15 protein-coding genes are annotated in these 16,311 nt (G+C 68.5%); 11 read left to right on the plus strand and 4 right to left on the minus strand.

Going from position 1 to position 16,311, the window contains the following annotated elements; translation table 11 throughout:
- Window positions 1-17: 17 nt before the first annotated feature.
- Entirely contained in the window at window positions 18-890 is an 873-nt protein-coding gene (locus FHW12_RS04285; RefSeq protein WP_182529726.1) for a Ku protein, read from the minus strand.
- Between the two features lie 111 nt (window positions 891-1,001).
- Here FHW12_RS04285 and FHW12_RS04290 point away from each other — a divergent pair, with 111 nt between their 5' ends.
- Window positions 1,002-1,607 (plus strand): UdgX family uracil-DNA binding protein, encoded by a 606-nt coding sequence (locus FHW12_RS04290; protein ID WP_259392813.1) that lies wholly within the window; start codon window positions 1,002-1,004, stop codon window positions 1,605-1,607.
- Window positions 1,608-1,620: 13 nt separating this feature from the next.
- Window positions 1,621-1,998: a cupin domain-containing protein gene (locus FHW12_RS04295; RefSeq protein WP_182529728.1), complete on the plus strand. Its 378-nt coding sequence runs from the start codon at window positions 1,621-1,623 to the stop codon at window positions 1,996-1,998.
- Here FHW12_RS04295 and FHW12_RS04300 read toward each other — a convergent pair.
- Window positions 1,967-2,533 (minus strand): alpha-ketoglutarate-dependent dioxygenase AlkB family protein, encoded by a 567-nt coding sequence (locus FHW12_RS04300; RefSeq protein WP_259392814.1) that lies wholly within the window; start codon window positions 2,531-2,533, stop codon window positions 1,967-1,969. The two genes, FHW12_RS04295 and FHW12_RS04300, sit on opposite strands and share 32 nt — an antisense overlap.
- A 113-nt stretch (window positions 2,534-2,646) precedes the next feature.
- Here FHW12_RS04300 and FHW12_RS04305 point away from each other — a divergent pair, with 113 nt between their 5' ends.
- Together FHW12_RS04305 and FHW12_RS04310 are read left to right on the plus strand one after the other, a co-directional pair.
- Window positions 2,647-2,823 (plus strand): hypothetical protein, encoded by a 177-nt coding sequence (locus FHW12_RS04305; RefSeq protein ID WP_182529730.1) that lies wholly within the window; start codon window positions 2,647-2,649, stop codon window positions 2,821-2,823.
- Between the two features lie 80 nt (window positions 2,824-2,903).
- On the plus strand, window positions 2,904-3,263 hold the full coding sequence (locus FHW12_RS04310) for a cytochrome-c oxidase (protein WP_182529731.1): 360 nt from the start codon (window positions 2,904-2,906) through the stop codon (window positions 3,261-3,263).
- A 52-nt stretch (window positions 3,264-3,315) separates the two neighbouring features.
- Here FHW12_RS04310 and FHW12_RS04315 read toward each other — a convergent pair whose 3' ends face one another.
- The gene (locus tag FHW12_RS04315; RefSeq protein ID WP_182529732.1) at window positions 3,316-4,158 is read right to left on the minus strand and encodes an amidohydrolase family protein; all 843 of its coding nucleotides are present in this window, start codon (window positions 4,156-4,158) and stop codon (window positions 3,316-3,318) included.
- A 130-nt stretch (window positions 4,159-4,288) separates the two neighbouring features.
- Here FHW12_RS04315 and FHW12_RS04320 point away from each other — a divergent pair, with 130 nt between their 5' ends.
- The 6 genes from FHW12_RS04320 to FHW12_RS04345 all read left to right on the plus strand — a co-directional run bounded on the left by FHW12_RS04320 (window position 4,289) and on the right by FHW12_RS04345 (window position 12,513).
- Window positions 4,289-5,626, plus strand: coding sequence for an alpha/beta hydrolase family protein (locus FHW12_RS04320; RefSeq protein WP_259392815.1), 1,338 nt, complete (start codon window positions 4,289-4,291; stop codon window positions 5,624-5,626).
- A gap of 121 nt (window positions 5,627-5,747) precedes the next feature.
- Window positions 5,748-7,037 (plus strand): right-handed parallel beta-helix repeat-containing protein, encoded by a 1,290-nt coding sequence (locus tag FHW12_RS04325; RefSeq protein ID WP_182529733.1) that lies wholly within the window; start codon window positions 5,748-5,750, stop codon window positions 7,035-7,037.
- Between the two features lie 213 nt (window positions 7,038-7,250).
- A complete protein-coding gene (locus FHW12_RS04330) occupies window positions 7,251-8,681 on the plus strand; it encodes a hypothetical protein (RefSeq protein WP_182529734.1) in 1,431 nt (476 codons plus the stop codon).
- A gap of 124 nt (window positions 8,682-8,805) precedes the next feature.
- Window positions 8,806-10,086: a right-handed parallel beta-helix repeat-containing protein gene (locus tag FHW12_RS04335; protein WP_310735162.1), complete on the plus strand. Its 1,281-nt coding sequence runs from the start codon at window positions 8,806-8,808 to the stop codon at window positions 10,084-10,086.
- Window positions 10,087-10,208: 122 nt separating this feature from the next.
- Window positions 10,209-11,744: a tetratricopeptide repeat protein gene (locus FHW12_RS04340; RefSeq protein ID WP_182529736.1), complete on the plus strand. Its 1,536-nt coding sequence runs from the start codon at window positions 10,209-10,211 to the stop codon at window positions 11,742-11,744.
- Window positions 11,745-12,075: 331 nt separating this feature from the next.
- The gene (locus tag FHW12_RS04345; protein ID WP_182529737.1) at window positions 12,076-12,513 is read left to right on the plus strand and encodes a VOC family protein; all 438 of its coding nucleotides are present in this window, start codon (window positions 12,076-12,078) and stop codon (window positions 12,511-12,513) included.
- Window positions 12,514-12,614: 101 nt separating this feature from the next.
- On the opposite strand, the gene FHW12_RS04350 is transcribed toward FHW12_RS04345, so the two are convergent.
- Window positions 12,615-13,841, minus strand: a complete 1,227-nt coding sequence (locus FHW12_RS04350) for an alpha/beta hydrolase (RefSeq protein WP_220484295.1) — start codon at window positions 13,839-13,841, stop codon at window positions 12,615-12,617.
- Between the two features lie 1,063 nt (window positions 13,842-14,904).
- Between FHW12_RS04350 and FHW12_RS04355 the strand changes: the two genes are divergently transcribed.
- Window positions 14,905-15,981, plus strand: a complete 1,077-nt coding sequence (locus FHW12_RS04355; protein WP_182529738.1) for a hypothetical protein — start codon at window positions 14,905-14,907, stop codon at window positions 15,979-15,981.
- Window positions 15,982-16,311: the final 330 nt, after the last annotated feature.

The raw sequence follows: 16,311 nt of genomic DNA on the forward strand, positions 1-16,311 counted from the left end.
AGGGGATGCGCCGTGATTCAGGCTCGTTTGCGCCGCGGCTTCTTCGCCGTGGTCTTCCTCGAAGCGCCGCGCTTCGCCGACGCCTTCTTCTTCGCCGGCGCGCGTTTTCCCTCCGCAAGGCTCTGCTTCAGCAGCGCGACGAAATCGACGACGTTGGTCGACTTCTCCTCGGGCGCCTCCTCCTCCGGCTCGACCTCGACCGTCTTCTTGCTCTTCAGGCGCTTGGCGATGACCTTCTTGAGGCGCTCGCGGAACTCGTCCTTGAAGTCGCCCGGCTTCCATTCGCCCGAGAGCGTCTCGACGAGCTTCTCCGCCATCGCGAGTTCGCTCTTGCCCACGCGCTGCGCGGTCGCCGGGAAGTCGTATTCACTCTGCGGGACCACCTCGGACGGATAGCGCAGCAGGTTGAGCAGCAACGCCTTGCCGCGCGGCATCACCGCGCAGAGGTATTCGCGCGTGCGGATCACGACGCGGCCGATGCCGATGCGGCCGGTCTTCTCCAGCGTCTGGCGCAACAGCACGTAGCCCTTCTCCGCGCGCTTGCCCGGCACCAGGTAGTACGGCTTCTCGAAATACTCCGGGCCGATCGCACCGGCTTCGACGAACGTTTCGAGATCGACCGATTCGTGGCTCTCAGGCGCAGCGCCCTTGATGTCCTCGGGCTCGAGCACGACGTAACTGCCCTTGCGGTACTCGAACGCCTTGATCACGTCCTTCCACGGCACCTCGTGGCCGGTCTCCGCGTTGACGCGCTCGTAGCGGATCGGCTTGTTGTTGCGTGAATCGAGCATGCGGAAATGCAGGTCGGTGGTGCGTTCGCCGCTCACGACCGCGACGGGGATGTTGAGCAGTCCAAACGACAATGTGCCGTTCCAGATCGGGCGGGCCATGGCGATCCTCCGCAGGACGATGCCCGCAGCGTAGGGGCGCGTACCCGACGTCGCGATGAACGGCGCATGCGCGTTGGCGCGTGTTCAGTGCCGGCCCTCGAAGGTGCGCGCATGCCGAACCGCAAGCCGCCTGCCCTGTCCACCTTGAGGAAATCGGCACGAGCCTGCCGCGACTGCGATCTCTGGCGCCGTGCGACGCAGACCGTCTTCGGCGAAGGCCCCGAGGATGCGAATATCCTGTTCGTCGGTGAACAGGCCGGCGACAAGGAAGATCTCGCAGGTCGACCCTTCGTCGGGCCAGCCGGCCACCTGCTCGACGCCGTACTCGCGGATATCGGCGTCGACCGCAGCGACATCTACGTGACGAACGTCGTCAAGCACTTCAAGTTCGAACTGCGCGGCAAGCGGCGCACGCACAAGCGTGCGAACGCCGCCGAAGTGGCGGCGTGCCTGCACTGGCTCGATCGCGAGCTCGAGCGCATCCGGCCGCGCTGGATCGTCTGCCTCGGCAGCCTCGCCGCGAAAGTCGTGCTCGGTTCCGGCTTCAGGCTCATGCAGCGCCGCGGCGAGTGGATCGAACGGGACAAGGGCCAGTGGGCGCTCGCGACCGTGCACCCGGCCTACGTGCTGCGTGCACGCATCGGCGCGCGCGGCGAGGAAGAGTTCGCGCGCTTCCGCGCCGATCTCATGCACCTGCGCCATCCGCCCGGCGCCTGACACGGAGGCATGCATGCAGAGCAAGACGTTGCGATTCACCAAGGGCTTCCGCCTCGCGATGCACAACCGGCGCGGACAGGCGGCGGAGATGACGATCCCGCGCGGCGATGCCGAAGGCGGCCCCGACAATGCGCACGGAGGCGCCGACCAGTGGCTGTTCGTCGTCGACGGCGAGGGCCTCGCGATCGTCGAAGGCCGGCGCACGCGCCTGCGGGCGGGCACGCTCGTGCTCATCGAGAAGGGCGAACGGCACGAGATCCGCAACACGGGCATGGCGCACCTGCGCACGCTCGTGTTCTACACGCCGCCCGCGTACCGCACGTCCGATGCGCGCCTGCCTCGCGGCCGGCCGCGAGGAGTCAGGTCGGGCGCACGCGGAAAGCCAGGCTGATGCGCGGACCGACCGGCGCCTTCGTCTTCGGGATGCCGTGCAGGTAGTGCAGCTGCGAGGCGTAGTTCATCACGAGCAGGCTGCCCGGCTGCAGCTCGATCTTCTGCGTCGTGCGCGGCAGCGCCTGCGTCGTGATCGTCATGCATCGCGGCGCGCCGAGCGAGAGCAGCGCGATCGGCTGATCCGGCACGAGTTCGGCGAGGCGGTCATGATGCATCGCGACGCTGTCGTCGCCGTCGCGGTAGAGGTTGAGGCCGACGCTCGTGAACGGTGCCGCGACGAACCGCGCGACCACCTCGCGCGCCGCGCGGATCGGCGCGGGCGCGGTGTCGTCCGCGAGCGCGTAGTGCGCGAGCAGGCGCGGCACCGCGACATCGCGTTCGTACATCATGCGCCGGTCGGAACGCCAAGGCACCTGCTGCAGCAACGCGTCGAACCAAGCGTCGGCGGTCGCCGCGTCGCACGCCTGCGGCCAGTATTCGATGCGCGCACTCGGGTGATCGACGAGCGCCGCGCCGGCGTCGAGAAGGGACATCTGTCGCATCGCCTGCAGATGGGGGCGGCGCGCCCGTGCCGCAACGGCCGGAAGGCTGCGATTCATTCGCGTGATGCTGTAGTCGCCGCTCCGACGACGGCGCGGTCCCGACGATGAATCCCGACGAGAAATCCTGCGCGAACCCGTGGTGCAGCTGCACCGTGCACGCCCACGACGAGTTCTGTTCCCCGGCGTGCGCCGAGCAGGCCGCCGCGGGCCTCAAGCCACCGTGCGACTGCGCGCACGAAGCGTGTGCGGGCACCGTGCACGAATCGCTCGAGGAAGGCTGAGGCCGCGCATTCCGCGCGAACGTGCCCGCACGCCGGGGAACGCGGTAGCCTGACGCTGGTCCACCGGGGAGGATACGGCCATGTCCGAACGCTTCGTGAAGATCGCGCTCGTCTACCTCGTGCTCGGCGCCAGCCTCGGCATCTACATGGGCATCTCGCAGGATTTCGTGCTCATGCCCGTGCACGCGCACATCCTGCTCGCGGGCTGGCTCACGCTCGCAATGGCCGGCGTGCTTTACAGGCTGTATCCCGCGGCCGCCGGCACGCGCCTCGCGCTCGCGCACTTCTGGTTGCACAACCTCGGCCTGCCGGTGTTCATGGTCGGACTCGGCCTCATGCTGTCCGGCCGCGCGACGATGCCGCCGGTGATCGGCGGCGGCGCGATCGCGCTGCTCCTCGGCCTCGTCTGCTTCGCGATCAACCTCTGGCGACGGCTATAGGCGACGACGGGATCGCGTCGTCGCGGTCCGCTCCCGCTACCACCCGGCCGCGTCAGCGGCCGAACAGCTTGCGCGCGTTGTCGACGCGGATCTTCGCCTGCTCCTCGTCGGTGAGGCCGAGCCGGTGCAGCGCGTCGAGCGTCCGGCCGAGCGTGAGCTGCGGATAGTCCGAGCCGAGCAGCACGTGGTCGATGCCGACGTTGCGCAGGGTCCAGACGAACTCGGCCTCGATCGGCGAATCGGCGGCGAGCACGACCGTCGCCGAGATGTCGAAGTAGATGTTGTCGAAGAAGAACTTGTCCGCCGTGCGCGCGAGCGCGAGCATGTTCCAGAAGCGGAAGTTCATGCCGCCGATGTGGGCGAAGATGAATTTCGTCTTCGGCGCCTGGATCGCCAGGTTGAACAGGCGCTCGCTGTCGCCGGGCAGGATGTTCGCGTTGTCGAACAGCACGACCATGCCGAGTTCGCCCGCCTTGCGCACGAGCGCGAGCACGCGCGGGTCGGCCGCGTCGAACTTCTGCGTGTGCGGATGGAGCTTGAGCACCTTCACGCCCGCCGCAGCAACGCGCGCGACCTCGTCGAGCGCAGCCTGGCCGTCGTAGGGGTGCACGGTCGCGACCGGCAGCATCTCCGGGTGCTTGCGTGCGAGCGCGAGGTGCGCGTCGTCGTTCACGCGGATCGCCGCCGGGTCGCCCGCGAGCGCCTGGTTCGGTCCGCCGAACCACATGCCGGCGAACCCGGCGAGCTTGACGTGTGCGGCCGTGACGTCGGCTTCATACGCGCGCAGCGAGGTCTCGCCTTCGCGCAGGTGCACGTGCGTGTCGAAAACCGTTTCGTCGGCGTGCGCCGTCGCCGCGGCGAACATGGACAGGCAGACGAGGGCTTGCAGCTTCATGCGCTTCTCTCCGTCGGGACGCTTCGAGCATAGCGCCTGCGTCGATTCGCGCAGGCCTGCCTTTCGGCACATTGCGCGGGCTCCGGTGCATCGCCAGTCTATGCACAACATCGACATAGTGGAGCTTTCCATGAACGAACGCATCGCCGCGCGGCTCGCCGGCGGCCTCCTCGCGCTCGCGTCCGCGATGGTCGCGGGCGCCGCCGAAACGAAGCCCGCGCCCTTGCCTTGCGAAGTCGGTAGCTATGCGATGGCCGACGGCAGCTCGCTCGACATCGCGCCCGACGACGACGGCCGCTTGCGCTGGCGTCGCCCGGACGGCACGACCGGCGCGCTGAAGCCGCAGGGTCGCGAGCGCTGGACGAGCACGTTCGGCTGGACCGACCGCCTGGATGGCCATCACGTTCGATTCAGCGACTGCGGTCGCGCCGGCATGCGCTTCGACGCGACCAAGGGCACGCGCATCCCGCTCGTGCAGACGGACACGCGCTTCCAGGGCAGCGGCGTCGAACTCGCGGGTCGACTCACGATGCCGCCCGGCGACGCGCGCGTGCCGCTGGTCGTGCTCGTGCACGGCGCCGAGCATTCCTCCGCACTGCACGACTACTACCTGCAGCGCGAATTCGCGAGCCACGGCATCGGCGTGTTCGCCTACGACAAGCGCGGCACCGGCGCATCGGGCGGCCGCTACACGCAGGACTACCTCACGCTCGCGGTCGACGCGATCCACGCGATGCACGAAGCGCGGCGCCTCGCCGGCGCGCGCGCGGGCCGCATCGGCTACCAGGGCGGCAGCCAGGGCGGCTGGGTCGTGCCGCTCGCCGCGCGCATCGAGCCGGTCGACTTCGCGATCGTCAGCTTCGGCCTCGCCGTGTCGCCGCTCGAGGAAGACCGCGAAGCCGTCGCGTTCGACCTGCAGCGCGCGGGCTTCGATGCCGACGCGCAAGCGAAGGCGATGACGATTTCCGACGCCGCGATCGCGATCGTCGAGAGCGATTTCACCGAAGGCTACGATCGCCTCGACGCACTGAAGAAGCAGTACGCGAACGAACCGTGGTTCAAATCCGTACGCGGCAACATCGCCGGCTACCTGCTCGCCGCGACGCCCGAGGTCGCGCGCCGCGACCTGCGCGCGCTCGTCGCCGGCATCCCCGTGCGCTACGACCCGATGCCCGTGCTGCACAACCTCGACGTGCCGCAACTGTGGGTGCTCGGCGGCCAGGACCGCGACGCACCTCCGTTCGAAACCCGCCGCCGCCTCGCCGCGCTGCAGGCCGAAGGCCGCCCGATCACCACCGCGCTGTTCCCGAACGCGGACCACGGCATCGTCGAATTCGAGACGAAGCCCGACGGCGAACGCGCGTCGACGCGCCGCTCGGCCGGCTATTTCGATCTCATGGTCGATTTCATCAAAGGCAAGGCGCTCGCTGCGACGTACGGCAATTCGCGGGTGGAGGCTCGCCGATAGCGAAATGACCGCGGCGGTTCACGCGTCGCGAGAACGCCGCCCGCGCGGGGCGAGGTTCTTCCTCCGCCCTGCCCGCGGCATTTCGTTCTAGACTAGTGGACCGCTGCTCTCCGGATATCGCGTGAAACACCCTTTTTCCGCCCTTGCCGCCTGCGCCACGCTGGTCGCGCCGACCATCGCGCAGGCAAGAAACCTGGCGGTGCCCGCTGAGTACGCGACGATCCAGCAGGCGATCGATGCATCGAGCAACGGCGACTTCGTGCTCGTGTCGCCGGGAACCTACCATGAGCGCATCACCATCGACGGACGCGCCATCGCGGTGATCGGTGAAGCGGGCGCCGCGGCGACCACCATCGACGCCGACTACCTGGGTACGGCCGTCACCATCACGAATGCGACGCGGGCGACGACCCTGCAGAGCTTCACGATCACGCGTGGACGCGGCGATTACGGCGGGGGCGTCCTCGTGAACGGCGGGTCGGCGTCCATCATCGGCAACCGCATCCAGGGCAACCTCGGAGCCAGTTTCGGCAACGGCATCATGCTCTGGGGCGGCAGCGCCTACGTGTTCGGCAACGTCATCGTCGACAATGCCAGCGGCAACTTCTCGAGCGGTGGCGGCGGCGGCGGCGGCATCGGCGTCCTCGGCGGGGACGGCGCGGAGATCCGCGGCAACGTGATCAGCCGCAACAGCACGGACGCCTATACGTCGGGCGGCGGCATCTACATTGATGGCGGCGGCGCGATGGCCATCGTCGGCAACATCATCACCGACAATACCGCGCCCTCGGAGGGCGGCGGAATCGCCATGTTCAACGGCACGGACGCTAGGATCGAGAACAACCTCATCACCGGCAACCGCGTGCTGTCGCCCTCGGGCTTCGGCGGCGGCGTCTATGCCCTCGTATGGCACTCGCGCGGGCCATTCCTGATCGGCAATACCTTCGTCGACAACGAAGCAGGCACCGGCTCGGCCATCTACGTGGATTGGAATGTCCTGGCCGTGCGCATCGCCAACAACGTCGTCACGAGCACGTCGACCGCAAGCGCGGTCTACTGCGGATCCTTCAACAACGTCCACCCGCCGATCATCATGAACAACGACGTATATGCGCCGGCGGGCACCGCGTACGCGGGCCTGTGTGCGGACGTTGAGGGCGCCGATGGCAACTTCTCCGCCGATCCCCTCTTCGTCGGCGCAACCGACTATCGGTTGCGTGCCAGCTCGCCGGCGATCGACGCAGGACTCGATCCCTTCGTCGCCGAGCCCCTCGATTTCGACGCAAAGACACGCATCACCGACGGCGACGGCGACGGCACGCCGAGAGTCGACCTAGGTGCCTTCGAGCATCCGGGCGACCGGTTGTTCGCCGACGGTTTCGAGCCGACCTCCGCGAATCCGTCGCACTGACGGCGAATTCGGGGGCGCGGCCGTCGCGACGCTCGACGATACCCCGCCGCGGCGTCCGCGAACGCCGCGGCTCCACGCTGGCCGCTCCCGCGATCGAACCCTTAGCCCGATGGCCCCGGGCGCTGCGCATTTGCGTTGACCTCATCAAGCGCCGAATCCGATCGGCGTCGACGAATGCGTGAGGAAACGATGCGAGCAAACCCGGCGACACCGATGGCAGCCCGCGACTCCTTGGGCGCACGCTGCGCGCTCGCCCTGCTGCTCGCCGCGAGCGGCACTGCGATCGCCGACGACGGCGATCCGGATCCGACCTTCTCCGGCGACGGCAAGGCGCTGTTCGCGTGGCCGACGACGTATTCCGGCATGGAGGTGCTGCAGGTGTCGACCGACGGCGTCGCCGTGCTCGGCGACGGCAGCGTGGTCACGGTCGGCGCGTTCGACACGGCATCGGTCGGTGACGACGACTTCGATGCCTGCGGCGTCGCGAAATTCACGCCGTCCGGGGCACTCGACGCCGCGTTCGGTATCGGCGGCTGGCAGCTCGTCTACCTGGAAGCCGCGCCGTCCAAGGACGATTGCATCGCGATCCTGCCCGTCCCCGGCAACGGCATGATCGTCGTCGGCGCGACCGAGAGCATGGCGCGCCCGTACGAGCAGCCGGGCCTGGTCAAGCTGCGTGCGGACGGTTCGCTCGACACGAGTTTCGGCAACGGCGGCAAGGTGCTGATCACGAGCCAGCCCTTCGGCCCCGGCGCGGGCATGATCTTCACCGGCGCGACGCGCGCACCCGACGGCAAGATCCTCGTCTACGGTTACTGCATGGACTGCGGCCACGGCAGCTTCGAGGACTTCATGGTGCTGCGCCTGAACGCGAACGGCAGCGTCGACACCGGCTTCGGCAACGCGGGCTGGGTCAGCTTCGGCCGTGTCGACGCCGACGATCACTACCTGCCGGAAACCGCGACCACGCTCGCGGTCGACACGCACGGCCGCATCGTCATCGGCGGCCACCGCGAGGACTACGACGACCAGGACGACCGCGGCATCCCGATGCTCGTGCGCCTGCAACCGGACGGCGCGCTCGACACGAGCTTCAACGGCACCGGATACCGCGACGTCGACCTGCTCGGCAGCTACCGCGTGCCCGCTATCGCGATCGATCCGTACAACGACGGCATCATCGTCGCCGCGGACGTCAACGCGACCAGCGGCGTGACGCCGGGCACGCTCGTCTTCCGCGTGCGCCGCGACGGCAGCCTCGACACCAATTTCGGCGACAGCGGCCTCGTCGCGCTGCAGTACGAGGACGGTACGGCCATCACCGCGCTCGCCGTGCGCCAGGACCGCCGCATCGTCGCCGCCGGCTGGATCGATCCGACCGGCGCCGACACGCGCAATTTCTTCGCCGCGCGCATGCACTTCACCGGCGCGCTCGACGACACCTTCGACGGCAACGGTGTCAACCGCTACACGTTCAGCGCGGGCAGTGCCGACGTGCAGGTCGCGACCGCGATGACGCTGTCCGGCGAGCGCCCGGTCGTCGCCGGTCTGCTCACGCCGCCGGGACCGTTTCCCGACGCATACGCGCTCGGCGTGCTGCGGTTGCAGTCCGATGCGATCTTCGAGGACGGGTTCGATCCGTGATCGGCCACGCACGGCGACGGCGGCAGCGATCCGCCTGCGACGGCGCGGAGGTTTCTACTAGACTAGCGGGCCGAGACGACGTTCGTCGTCGCACGAACGCTGCCGAGGAACGCCCGTGAAGTCGATGTCGTCGCTGTTGTGCGCCTGCATGCTGGCGTTGCCCGTCGTTGCCGTCGGTGCGACCCGCAAGGTGCCTTCGCAGTACGGGGGCATCCAACAGGCGATCGACGCCGCCTCGAACGGCGACATCGTGCTGGTCGCGGCCGGCACGTACTACGAACAACTCGTCATCGACGGGCTCGACATCGCACTCGTGAGCGAAGGCGGTCCGTCGGTCACGACGATCGACGCCACCTACCTTGATGCCGCGGTCACCATCCGCAACGGCACGCGCGCGACGATCGTGCAAGGTTTCAGGTTGACGCGCGGACGAAGCCAAAGCGGTGGAGGCGGGATCCTGGTGATGGGCGGCTCCGCATCGATCGTCGGCAATCGCATCGAAGGCAATCTCGGCTCGGGTTCCGGCAACGGCGTGGTGCTGCAGAATTCCGACGCACTCGTCTACGGCAACGTGATCACGGGCAATGCCGGTGACGGCATCGCGAGCGGTGGCGGTGGCGGCGGCGGCATCGGCGTGCTCGGCGCCCGCCAGGATTGCGGCAATTGCCGCGCCGAGATCCGCGCCAACCTGATTGCCGGCAACAGCGTCGACCGGCTCACCTGGGGCGGAGGCATCCTGTTGATGTCGACCGGTCCGATCATCGTGGTCGGCAATCTGATCTCGGGCAATACCGCGCCGACGGCGGGTGCAGGCATCGCGATGATCAACGCCGTCGACGCCCGGATCGAAGGCAATCTCATCGTCGACAACGAGGTGCTCCAGGCCGACGGCATGGGCGGGGGCATCTACGGAGGCTGGAGCCCATCGATCGTCGGCAACACGCTCGTCGACAATGTCGCCAATCACGGTTCGAGCATTTACGGCTCCGGATATGTCGCGACCGCGCGCATCGCCAACAACATCGCCGTGAGCGCCGATCACGCGAGCGCCATCGAGTGCGCCGAGGGCCACCCCTCGCCCGTCATCGCGAACAACGACGTGTATGCGCCCGCCGGTACTGCTTACGCCGGCGTGTGCACCTCCGTCACCGGAACCGCCGGCAACATCTCGGCCGATCCGAATTTCGCCGGCCCCGGCAATTTCCGCTTGACGTCCGCATCCCCCGCGATCGACGCCGGGCAGGACGCGCTCGTCGGCGAAGCGTTCGACTTCGACGGCCGGACGCGCATCGTCGACGGCAATGGCGACGCGACGGCGGTGGTCGACATGGGCGCGTTCGAGTTCACGGGCGATGCGGTATTCGCCGACGGCTTCGATCCGCGAGGCCCCGCTGCGTCCCCCTGAAGCGAACGATCGCCGCGGCCCCATGCTTCGCGCGGCGGGCCTGCTGCCTTGTCACGGACGCGGCGCGAACGGCGTTACAGTGGTAACGCCGGCCGACGGTCCGGACATCCCGGGGAGCGCACATGAATCGCCATCGCACGACCATTCTCGTCCTCCTGTGCGCGTACGCCGCAGGCGTGTCGGCGCAGGCGCATGAACATGCGTCGCATCCCGCACCCGAAGTGCTCGGCTCGGTCACGTTCGCGACAACCTGTGCTGCGAGCGTGCAGCCGCGCTTCGAGCGCGCGCTCGCGCTGCTGCACTCGTTCACCTACACGGAAGCCGAGAAGGGGTTCCGCGATGTCGTCGCTGCCGATCCGAAGTGCGCGATCGCGCACTGGGGCGTCGCGATGTCGCTCTACCATCAACTCTGGGACGCGCCTGCGCCGGCGGATCTCGCGAAGGGACTCGCCGAGCTCGACCAGGCGCGTCGCCTCGGTACGGGATCGCCGCGCGAGCGCGCGTTCATCGAGGCGGCGACGGTCTACTACACCGACTACGAGCACGTGGCGCCGGCTACGCGCGCGAAGGCGTACGAACAGGCGATGGGCGACGTCGCCGCGCGCTTCCCCGACGATCCGGAAGCGCAGATCTTCCACGCGCTCGCGCTCGTCGCGACCGCACCGCCGACGGATCGCACGCACGCGAACCAGAAGCGCGCGGCCGATATCCTCGAACCGCTTTATCGCCGCTACCCGCAGCACCCGGGCCTCGCGCACTACCTCATCCATGCCTACGACAGCGCCGAGCTCGCGCCACGTGGCCTCGATGCCGCGCGTGCGTACGCGAAGATCGCGCCGTCCGCGCCGCACGCGCTGCACATGCCCTCGCACGTATTCACGCGGCTCGGCGACTGGAACGACTCGGTCGCGTCGAACCTCGCCGCGCGCAAGGCCGCGCACGCAGCCGGCGACGTCGGCGAGGAGCTGCACGCGATGGACTACCTCACCTACGCCTACCTGCAGCTCGGTCGCGACGCGGACGCGAAGCGTGTCGTCGACGATCTCGCCGCGATGCACGGCCTCGGCGCCGGGAAATTCAAGATCGGCTACGCCGCGAATGCGATGCCGGTGCGCTACGCAATCGAGCGTCGCCAGTGGGCCGAGGCCGCAAAGCTCGAACCGTTGCCCGATTCCGAACCGCACGTCGCCGCGATCGTCTACTGGGCACGCGCGGTCGGCGCAGCACGCGGCAAGCATCCGAAGGACGCCGACGCCGACATCGCGGCGATCGACGCAAGCGTCGCCAAGCTCGACGCGGCCGGCAACGCCTACTGGGCGACGCAGACGCGCGCGCTCGCCGACTCCGCGCGGGCGTGGCAGCTGTTCGCGAACGGCAAGACCGACGACGCGATCGCGCATCTGCGCAAGGCGGCCGATGCCGAAGACGCCGCGGAAAAGCTCCCGGTGACACCAGGCCCGATCGTGCCTGCGCGCGAGCAGCTCGGCGACCTCCTGCTCGAAGCAGGCAGGCCGGCGGATGCGCTGCGGGAGTACAAGACGGCGCTGGAGGGAGCGCCGGGGCGGCGTGGCGCGTTGACCGGCGCCGCGCAGGCGGCGGAGCGCAGCGGCGACGCGGACGCGGCGAAGCGGTATCGCGAGCCGCCGTCGAGGTCGTGACCGTCGAGGTCGTGAGCGCGCGAGCGCGTCGCCGCAGGACGGGGCGACGCCGCGAGAACCCGAACGGATCTGCACCCCGGGCGTCATTCCCGCGAAAGCGGGAATCCATGTTGCGGTTTGCGCGTTGGACGCAGGAAGGCAATGGATTCCCGCTTTCGTGGGAATCAGGGCATAGTGTTCTTCTCCTTGAGGTAAAAAGAGCGCAAGGCGTTGCTTCCCCCGCTCTACTGGCGCTGCGCGCTCGCCCTTCGGGGCTACGCCGCTCGCTCGCTACGCTCGCCGTCGCGGGAATGACGATGGGCTGAGAAACGCTTCTGCAAAGGAAAAACCCATGACCATCCAACGAATGGACAACATCGGCATCGTCGTCGACGACCTCGACGCGACGATCGCCTTCTTCAGCGAACTCGGCCTCGAGCTCGAAGGACGTGCCGACATCGAAGGCGAATGGGCCGGCCGCGTCACCGGGCTCGGCGACCAGCATGTCGAGATCGCGATGATGCGCACGCCGGACGGCCACAGCCGGCTCGAGCTCTCGCGCTTCCTCCGGCCTGCCGTCGTTGCCGATCACCGCAACGCGCCGGTGAACGCGCTCGGCTACCTGCGCGTGATGTTCGCCGTCGACGATCTCGACGACACGCTCGCGCGGCTCGCCCGACACGACGCGCAGCTCGTCGGCGAGGTCGTCCGCTACGAAGACATCTATCGGCTCTGCTACATCCGCGGTCCCGGCGGGTTGCTGATCGGGCTCGCGGAGGAACTCCGCTGAGCCGCTGCGTCGGCGCCGGCCGGTAGTGCGCCGCGGCGCGCGTCGCAGCGTCGCGTTCGAGCCTGCCGTGAACGCACACTTGCTGCGTCCGGATGTTCGACTCAGTCAGCGAGCCCGGACAACCACTGCACCGAGCGCTCCAACGCGGTCGCGCCCGCGTCGGTGTCGAGGTCGAACTGGTATTCGTGCGCCAATGGCGGCGAGTAGTCGGCGGGAAAGAACAACGACGTCACCGCTACCCGTTGCGCGGCGAGGGCTCCGGCCAACGCGACCGATTGCGGTCCGAGCGGATCGGCATTGCCCGCACTGATGAAGGTCGGCGGGAATGTGGGCGTGATGAACGGCGCCAACGCCATCGAGCTCAATGCTCCGGTGCCACGCCACGCGCGATCGCCGCTGTAGGCCCATCCGGTGGAATGCACGAACCAGCCGAGCACGCCGCCACCTTCGCCCATGTGCGTGACGTCGTAGACGCCGCAATACAACAGCGCGCCGGCGATCTGCGCCGATCGCACGCCGGGGTGGATGGCCAGCACCTTCGCATAGTCGGGATTTGCGATCAGTGCGGCCGTCTGCGCCGCGATCTGCGCACCCGCGCTGTCGCCGGCGAGCACCCATCGATCACGACGGAAGCCGAGTCGCTCGCTGTTCGTGTCGAGGTAGCCGAGGAGCGCGTTGGCTTGGCGGATCGGCGTCGGATACGTCGCCTCCGGCGCGATCGTGTAGTCCACGTTGACGACCGTGAATCCGCGCCCGGCCAACACCTTGAGGTAGTTGGCCACGTCCCCGCGCCGCCCGGACACGAAACCGCCGCCGTGGAACCAGATGACGACCGGCGCGTCGGGCGACGTGGTCGCGCCACGATAGACGTCGAAACGCGCATGCCCGTCGTCCGGCGAATACGCCACGTCGGCGACGATGCGCACGTCCGCGGGCACCTTCGATGCGAGCGCGGCGGCGGCGCGCGCTGCTCCCCGGTCGAAGATCGAGCGGATGACCCACACGCTCGGCCATGGCGTCACGTACACCGCAAGAATCGCGACGACCGCCACGACGACAGCAACGCCCAGCAGGAGCTTCCTCATGCGCGCCTCACATGCCGGATCAATACGGCGGTCCCCCGAGAGGCCCCGTCCAACCGCAAGCATCGGCCCGGAGTATAAGCACCGCGCGTCCGCATCGACGGGCACACGTCCAGGTTGCACAGGCGCAGGTCCACGGTGAACGCCCGCCCGCCGCACCTGCAGTCGCGCACGCATCGGCATGAATCCGCGCACGCCTGCCGTCCATGCGTGCACGAAAAGGATCGACACGCGCACCACGCCCATCGACCCTCGCACGCATGGCGTGGACGCGTGCACGCCTCACCTTGAACGCGTCGACGCCCGGCATCCGCTCGCGCACGAAAATCATGGACCGTCGAACGAAAACCTTGGACTGCTGCACCACGGTGGTGCACGCGCGAATGCCGGAGTTGCATGCGTCAACGAAAAAGATGCAGCGATGCAGGCCCGGCACTCGACCTTTCCAAGCCCGGAGGTGCAACGGTGCAACTCGGACCTTCATCGTTCCAACCCGACCTTGCTCGCATGCAACTCGATCCTTGGCGCGTGCATGTTTTTCGTGGACGCATGCATGCCCGGCGCTCGACGGGTCGATACCCGCGGCTTGGCACGCCGACCAAATCCGTGCACGCGTGCAAGGTTTTCGTGGACGCGTCCATGCCGGGCGGCCGTGGCTGCACCAGCGTGGTGCATCGCTGCAATTCCGACCTCGCGTGTCGATGCGGGCCGTGCGCGATCGCAACCCGGGCGGTGGCGCATGCAAGTCTGACCTTGGCGCGCCATGGTGCGACCTGCATGAGTGGGACCAGCGTCGGCGGCCTCTCCGGCATTCGCGTGGACCCGTGCCGGCAGCTATACGACGTCCCGGTGACATCCGCATCCGCCAGCCGGGTGGCACGCCCATATCTCGGCCCCCCCCTTGCCGGGCAGCGCCGAAACAGCTGCTCAGCGGGGCAAGCGGACTCTCAACGCCCCGCGGGGGATTCAAACGGATAATTCCTCCGTCCCCTTCGTTCACCGTACGCGCGTCGCGGCACGGTCGACCACACGCAGTACGAAACCGTTCAACCTGCCGACCCTGCCAGGCCTCGCCGCGCGCGATGGCGCGCTGCAGACGAACGGATTCCCGCCGATGGGTGACCTCACGGCGGCGCTGGATCTGCGGCCGGACGAGATCTTCGGCAACGGCTTCGAATGACGGATGCGGGCCTGCGCGCGCGGAGGTCGCGCACAGGCCCACGGTGCGGCAGCCGCTTCGTCGACGTCGACACCCGGATCGCCGCGGATCCGGCGTATTGGCGGGTACGACCCACGAAGCGAGCCCGCCATGCCCACCGCCACTGCCGCACCACCGCGCCTGCCGCGTCGCATCGCCCTGTCGACGCTCGCGCTCCTGGCCGCCGGAACCGCCCATGCGCACGTGTTCTGCGCGACGAGCGCCGCGCAACTGCAGCAGGCCTTGACCGCGGCCTCCGACGGCGGCCCGTACAACGGCGAGGACAACGAGGTCGACCTCGCGCCCGGCACCTACACGACCGGCGCCGCGACGTCGAACGGCGCGTTCCACTACAGGTCCACGGCCGTCACCGGCCTGATCTCGATACATGGCGGCTTCGACGCGAACTGCCAGAACCCGCGCTCTAATCCCGCGCGCGCGAAGCTCGACGGCAACGGCCAGACGCCCGTGCTCGCGATCGTCAACGCGCACGCACCGATCGAGGTGCTCGAACTCACCGTGCAGAACGGCGAGTCGATCGGCAACGGCGCCGGCCTCTCGCTCAGTGGCGGCGCCGGCATCGCGGTGCTGTTCACCGTGATCAAGAACAACCACACGACCGGCCTCGGCGGCGGCTTCTCGATCCACGCCGACGGCCTCGCCACCAGCGACTACGTGTTCCTCGAAACCAACCTCGTCACCGGCAACAGCGCCGACCAGGACTTCGGCGCGGGCTCGATTACCACCGACGCCGCCGTCGTCGCGGTCACCCACGACACCGTCTACGGCAACACGACGCTCGGCATGGGCGACTCGACCGGCACGGGCGGCCTGTTCCTCAGCGCCGAATCCGGCTATCTCAGCAACAACATCTTCCGCGCCAACACGCTCTACGGCTTCTACCTCGACAGCGTCGACATCTTCGTCAACGCGAACTGGAACGCGTACGGCAGCAGCGGTGGCCGCCCGCCGGCGTCGGCCACCGACAATACGAACGCCCCACCGAACTTCGTCGATCCCGCGGGCGGCGACTTCCACCTGTCGGGCACCTCGCCGTTGCTCGCGTATTCGCGCTCGATCGTCGGCCGCTACCTCGACCTCGAGGGGCACAGCCTGCCCTCGGGCGGGCGGCGCGATATCGGCGTCTATGCGGACACGGTGTTCGCGGATGCGTTCGATGATGGCTGAGTGGCGGCAGGGCCGGCGGGCCACGGGTGTACCTCGACCGTCGATTCGCGCGCACGGGCGATCGGCGCGCCGACACCGCGGATGGGTGCTCGATTGAAGACCATCGACGCGTCCATGATTTCTCTCCGCGTGCGCACGCAAGACCTGGGGCGCCTGCACGCCTCCGCTTGAGTACATCACCGCCGGACCTCGGCTCGCGAGCAAAAACTTGGGCTCGCGAAGCAACTACTTGGACCCGCGAACGGAATACTTGGGCCACTGCACCGCATTCGTGCGCGCGCGAACGCCGGACGTGCGTGCGCGAAGGTCGCACCCTTCGCTGCCCGGCGA

Source organism: Dokdonella fugitiva, from assembly GCF_014138265.1.
GTDB lineage: Bacteria > Pseudomonadota > Gammaproteobacteria > Xanthomonadales > Rhodanobacteraceae > Dokdonella_A > Dokdonella_A fugitiva_A.